Genomic DNA, 5,393 nt, shown 5'->3' on the forward strand with positions numbered 1-5,393 from the left:
TTTGGAGATGGTGGAGGTACACTATTAATAAATCCATCTTCTAGTCTTACACTCTTAACATTTAGCAATATAACCGGATTTGGTAAAGCAGGATCTACAATTGAAATTACAGGAGCATCTAAAGTTACAAACTCAACATACAATGGAACAACCACAAGCATTACATTTGATACAGGATTAACTATAAAAATAAATGGTGACTATACTTCAGAAGATAATTCTCTTTATCAACAAGCCAGCGATGGGAACCTATATATTAGCGCAACATCACAAAACAGCTTAGGAAACACAGCCGTTCTTGTTTGCTTCCTCCCCGGCAGCCTCATCAGCACACCCTATGGCACGAAGGCAGTTGAAGACCTCAACATTGATGATGAGATCATTGCGTATGTTGATGGTGTTGCGACCCCCCGCCGTGTGACCTGGACCGGTCAGGCACACTGCAATGTTCGTTCCCATCTTCCTGATGACGAAGCGGGTTACCCGGTCCGCATCCTCAAGGATGCCATTTCTGATGGTGTTCCATTCAAAGATATGCTGATCACAGCGGAACACTGCCTGTTCTTTGATGGCAAGTTCGTTCCGGCCCGCATGCTTGTGAACGGTCGGTCGATCTTCTTCGACAAGTCCATCACGTCTTACGACTACTACCATATCGAAACCGAAGCCCACTCGGTCGTCATGGCAGACGGGATGCTCACCGAGAGCTACCTCGATACCGGAAACCGTCGCGCATTCTCCCAGAAAGGGAACGTTGTCTCAATAAGTAGCAGCCGTAATCTGACATGGGACGATGCTGCTGCGCCGCTTGGTGTCAGCCGCGAATTTGCAGAACCTCTGTTCCGGCAGGCCGAAGCCCGGGCAATCGCTGCTGGCATCACACAGAAAGACGCTGCTCCCGAACTGACAGAGGAGGCCAACCTCCATCTCATCACGGACACCGGCGTATCGATCCGCCCTGCCCGTGAACACAACGGACGCATTATGTTCATGATCCCGACAGGTGTTCAGTCCATCCGCATCGCCTCCAATGCCAGCCGACCCAGTGATGTCGTCGGACCGTTCGTCGATGACCGCCGTTATTTCGGCGTCGCTGTGGGGGACATTACTCTTTTCGAGGGCAGCAGGTCTCGTACCATTACCGCTCACCTGACCGACAGGGAGTTGGACGGCTGGAACACTCTGGAATGGGAAGACTGCCGCTGGACATCCGGTAACGGCCTGCTACCACTCGGTGAACGTCATCCGAACAGCGTCGCCCTCATCGCTATCCAGATCAGAAAAACAGGCCCCTACCTGGCCACAGATGCGGTTCAAAAAAAGGCCGCTCTGCGGGCCTGAAAAGACAATCCCCGCCTCCCAGGAGAGGAGGCGGGGATCACCAGGGATCATACCCTCGGTCACGGCTTCGGCCTCTTCCCCGTGACCTCGTTCTTTCCAGATTATGCTCCCGTTCGACCGCCCGGATATCCTCCTGGTGCCTGATCTCGGCCTGCCGCGCCAGTTCCTGCCTCTGTCGTTCGGCTTCCCTCTCCCTCTCCAGCTCCATCCGCTGCCCGATCTTCCGGGCCAGACCGACCGCCAGCCGTGCCTTCTTCTCAAGACCGGTGAACAGCTCCTGCGCCTTCTCCACGGCCTTGCGGGCCGTTTCCAGAACCCGGTTCCGCTCCCGGATCTCCGCATTCTGCTTCCCGAGATCCGTCACCGGCTCCCGGTCGGGAACTTTCCGGGCCGCCTGTCGTTCAAGAGCCATGGCAGACACCCCCATGTGACGGGTCGGCTCCTGCTCCCTCCCCTGGCGCTCGAAGCTCCTGTGATCCACCCGCTGTTCGACCTGGTGCCGTTCCAGCGCCATGTTCACCTGGCGCGCCCACACACCCCGCATATGCTCGATCTCGGCCGAGGCGGTGCTGGCCACGTCCAGAACCCGCGTCTTGGCCCCCAGCCCGTCCTCTCCGGCCATCCGGGTCGTGGTCAGGATATGCGCGTGATGGTTCCGGTTATCCCCTTCCCGGCCGGGTTCATGGATCGCAACATCGGCCACCACCCCGTACCGCGCCACCAGTTCACGGGCGAAATCTCGGGCCAGTTCCTTCCGTGCGCCCGCATCCAGCTCGGCCGGTAACGCCAGCTCGTATTCCCGGCCGGTCTTGGCGTCCTTCCTCTTCTCGGCCGCCTCGGCCGCGTTCCACAGGGCGTTCCGGTCCTGCGCCCAGTCCGCACCATCCGGGGCCACGATAAACGCATCTTCCACCCCCTGTTTGCGGGTGTAGTCGTGCGTCAGCCCCTGCCGCTCGTCCGTCAGTTCCTGACCGGAACGATAGGCAGCAGCAGCCACGACGCTGCGACCTACCGAACGCGAGATGGATTTGACGGACAGATGGTAGATCGCCACGACTCGCTCCGTTCAGGAAGGGTTCAGGGAAGGAACGTCCCTGACGCACGCATTGGAACAATGCTAAAGTGCGCCCTTCACTCCTTCGTCGCAAGGGTTGTATGCACTCCACGAGGAATCAAGAAAACTTCCGAAAAATCGGGTATCCTCAACAGGGTCACGCGGGAATGGAAATCACAACAGACCATTGCACCCACTTGGTGCGGGAGGAAAAATGACACCCATCGAGAAGGCAAAACAGCAGGTCGAGCAAGCCAAGGCCCGGTATCAGGCTTTGCTCGCCAGACAGAACGCCGAGGAACGCAAGCTGGACACAAGGCGCAAGGTCATTCTTGGCGGCCTGCTGATCGACGCGGCCGGGAAGGATGAACGCTTCGGACGGGTCATTGACGAACTGATGAAACGCATCACCCGCGACCACGACCACAAGGCGTTCGAGGGGTGGCAGAAGCCCGAGCCTGATCGGTCATGACCGACGAACGCGAGCTGGATGACGGGCTGGCCGCGTTCGACCAGCTCGGCCGGGAAATGGCGGAGACGAACCGCCTGCTCCGGGCCGTTCGATCCGATCAGGCCACCCGGAACCAGCAGGAACACGCCCTGTCGGCCGAAATGCAGACCGCGCTCAGACAGGCCACAGGAGCCTCACAGAAGGCGCTACAGGCCAGTCAGACCGAAATACGTTCATCTCTACTCTGGACGGGCCTGACAGCCTTCCTGATCGTTCTGATGGCGTTTGGCGGGGGATATTTCTTTGGTCAGCGGTCCGGATGGGAAATCGGGCACGCGGAAGGATACCAGAAAGCCCGGAATCAGGAGGCGGCTGCGAGCTGGGCGAACACCCCGGCCGGACAGCGGGCCTATGGCCTCGATCAGCTTGGGAGCCTCGATATGCTGGCCCTGTGCAAGGGGGACGGCTGGACCATGGAACGCCAGAAGGGTCGGACAGTCTGCTTCCCGAAACTGGACGCCAAAGGGAACCTTAGCGGCTGGTATATCCCCTGACCGTCACCGGGATGGGAAAGCCGGCCAGCCCCCTCATCGCTTCCTGAGCCATTTTCTCTCGCCCGATTCTGCCGGCCTTACAGGGTCCGGGCGAGCGCGGAGCGGGAGCGGCGTAGCCCGCCCGCAGGGCGCCGAACAGACCCCGAAATGGCAGTTTTCCACCACAAAAAGGGGGGACAACAGGGGGATTAGATTCTTTTCTCTTTCTTAGGGATCGCCACACCCCGCAGAAAACCTAAAGAAATGGCTTGTTTTAAGTCCCGGATTCTGGGACTAATTGATCCCGGATTCCGGGACTTAAAAACGGGTTCTCCACAGGGAGCGAAACATGGCCCAGATTGTGCGCCTCACCACCAAGCCGCAGCGATCCGGACAGGAGGAAGCGGCACAAGCCGCCGAGCAGCTCTCGCTCCTGTCCGAAGAACTCCTGAAGCATTTGCCCGGAGAGGCGCGTATAGCCATCTCACGGGCTACTTACGCGCTCCAGAAAGCTGCGCGACCAGACACCACCGAAGGGCTTTGGCCGGGAGGTTTCACCATGTTGAGCCGTATGCAGACCGCCACGATCTGGGACGCCATTCGCGAGTTACCATCTGACGACCGTCCCAATCAGGTGCGCCACGCCTTCGATCTGGTGCTGCTCAATCTCCGGCAGGACACCGGCGAGGTGCTGCTCACCCGCGATCAGCTCGCTGAACGGATCGGATGCGCCCCCAAACATGTCAGCACAATCATGGGCACACTGGAAAAAATGGGCGTAATCCGCCGTGAACGCCGCAGGATTGAAGGCTTACAAGGCCGAGGAATGGCCGTGTATTTCATCAACCCGCACGTGGCATGGAACGGCTCACTGGACGTCCGCAAGGCACAGGCCGCGGAAACCCGGCCTCCCATGCAACTCGAACTTCTCCAAGGGGGGGCATCATGAGTAGCACACTTTACGACCATGATTTTTACGCATGGACCAACGAGCAGGCCGGACTGCTGCGCGCCGGGAAACTATCCAAGGCAGACCTTGAACACATCGCCGAGGAAATCGAGAGCATGGGAAAATCCGAGAAGCGTAAGCTCATCAGCCGTCTGACCGTGCTGCTTCTCCACCTGCTCAAATGGGAGTTCCAGCCTATGCGCCGTGGTGCTTCATGGCGTCTCTCGATTGCCAATACCCGTGATGCACTCACCGACCATCTGGCTGACAATCCGAGCCTGCGGAGCGTGCTGGAAGCCAGCGTGGAAACCGCCTATCGTCGCGCTCGTCGTGACGCTGCACTAGAGACGGGATTGTCCGAGAACACGTTTCCATCAACCTGCCCATGGCTGTTCAATCAGATGATGGATGAAAATTTCTGGCCTGAAGCCTAACCTCTAAGACCAGCCGTTGCTTGCTGAAATCGCATGCCAATGATGCGAACCTATTGGTTCTCTATGTTCTATATTTATAGTGGAGATTACAATGTCAACTGCAATATACTCTTACATTCACAATACAAGCAATCCAATTACAACAAGCGGTAGTTATCAGCTTTTTCCAACAGTTTATACTGGTCTTGTATCAAGTGGTGGCGGTGAAGCTGTTTTCTCCGGAAGCGATGTCACGGCCTCCATTTCTTTCGCTCCTGCCTTACTAAATGCAGTTAACCCATATATTGTTCAATCTGAAAACAGCGCAAATGTTACAGTAGATGTAGGGTCATCTTTAATAGGTCTCCTAACTGGATCATCATTTATTGCTAACGGTGGAACAATTAATATAACAGGATCAGGAGGAATTTCGGCTCTAAGCGGATCTACTTATACCATAGAAAACGGTGGAACCCTCAATATGGGAAGTATTGATGGGAGCACTAGTACAATTACAGCCTTGTCAGGACAAAGAATTACTTTTGGAGATGGTGGAGGTACACTATTAATAAATCCATCTTCTAGTCTTACACTCTTAACATTTAGCAATATAACCGGATTTGGTAAAGCAGGATCTACAATTGAAATTACA

The 5,393-nt window shown here is 56.3% G+C and carries 6 protein-coding genes and 1 pseudogene; 6 read left to right on the forward strand and 1 reads right to left on the reverse strand.

Annotation, left to right across the window (positions count from 1 at the left end):
- On the forward strand, positions 1-1,341 hold a 1,341-nt coding region (locus GOB82_RS12880), incomplete at its 5' end, for a Hint domain-containing protein (RefSeq protein ID WP_166123699.1).
- A 37-nt stretch (positions 1,342-1,378) separates the two neighbouring features.
- On the opposite strand, the gene mobQ is transcribed toward GOB82_RS12880, so the two are convergent.
- Positions 1,379-2,395 carry a MobQ family relaxase gene (mobQ, locus tag GOB82_RS12885; RefSeq protein WP_338078199.1) on the reverse strand — a complete coding sequence of 339 codons (1,017 nt, stop codon included), beginning with the start codon at positions 2,393-2,395 and terminating at the stop codon, positions 1,379-1,381.
- A 214-nt stretch (positions 2,396-2,609) separates the two neighbouring features.
- Here mobQ and GOB82_RS12890 point away from each other — a divergent pair, with 214 nt between their 5' ends.
- The 5 genes and pseudogenes from GOB82_RS12890 to GOB82_RS12910 all read left to right on the forward strand — a co-directional run.
- Positions 2,610-2,867 (forward strand): mobilization protein, encoded by a 258-nt coding sequence (locus tag GOB82_RS12890; RefSeq protein WP_006560192.1) that lies wholly within the window; start codon positions 2,610-2,612, stop codon positions 2,865-2,867.
- Complete coding sequence (locus GOB82_RS12895) at positions 2,864-3,400, forward strand: replication protein (RefSeq protein WP_166123701.1); 537 nt, start codon at positions 2,864-2,866, stop codon at positions 3,398-3,400. The genes GOB82_RS12890 and GOB82_RS12895 overlap by 4 nt, the downstream gene beginning before the upstream one ends.
- Before the next feature lie 328 nt (positions 3,401-3,728).
- Positions 3,729-4,328 carry a helix-turn-helix domain-containing protein gene (locus GOB82_RS12900; protein ID WP_166123703.1) on the forward strand — a complete coding sequence of 200 codons (600 nt, stop codon included), beginning with the start codon at positions 3,729-3,731 and terminating at the stop codon, positions 4,326-4,328.
- Positions 4,325-4,762, forward strand: a complete 438-nt coding sequence (locus GOB82_RS12905; protein WP_194300495.1) for a DUF29 domain-containing protein — start codon at positions 4,325-4,327, stop codon at positions 4,760-4,762. Before GOB82_RS12900 ends, GOB82_RS12905 begins: the two co-directional genes overlap by 4 nt.
- 91 nt (positions 4,763-4,853) lie before the next feature.
- Positions 4,854-5,393: pseudogene (locus GOB82_RS12910) on the forward strand (Hint domain-containing protein); the annotation flags it as partial.

This window comes from Acetobacter farinalis (assembly GCF_011516935.1).
Lineage (GTDB): Bacteria > Pseudomonadota > Alphaproteobacteria > Acetobacterales > Acetobacteraceae > Acetobacter > Acetobacter farinalis.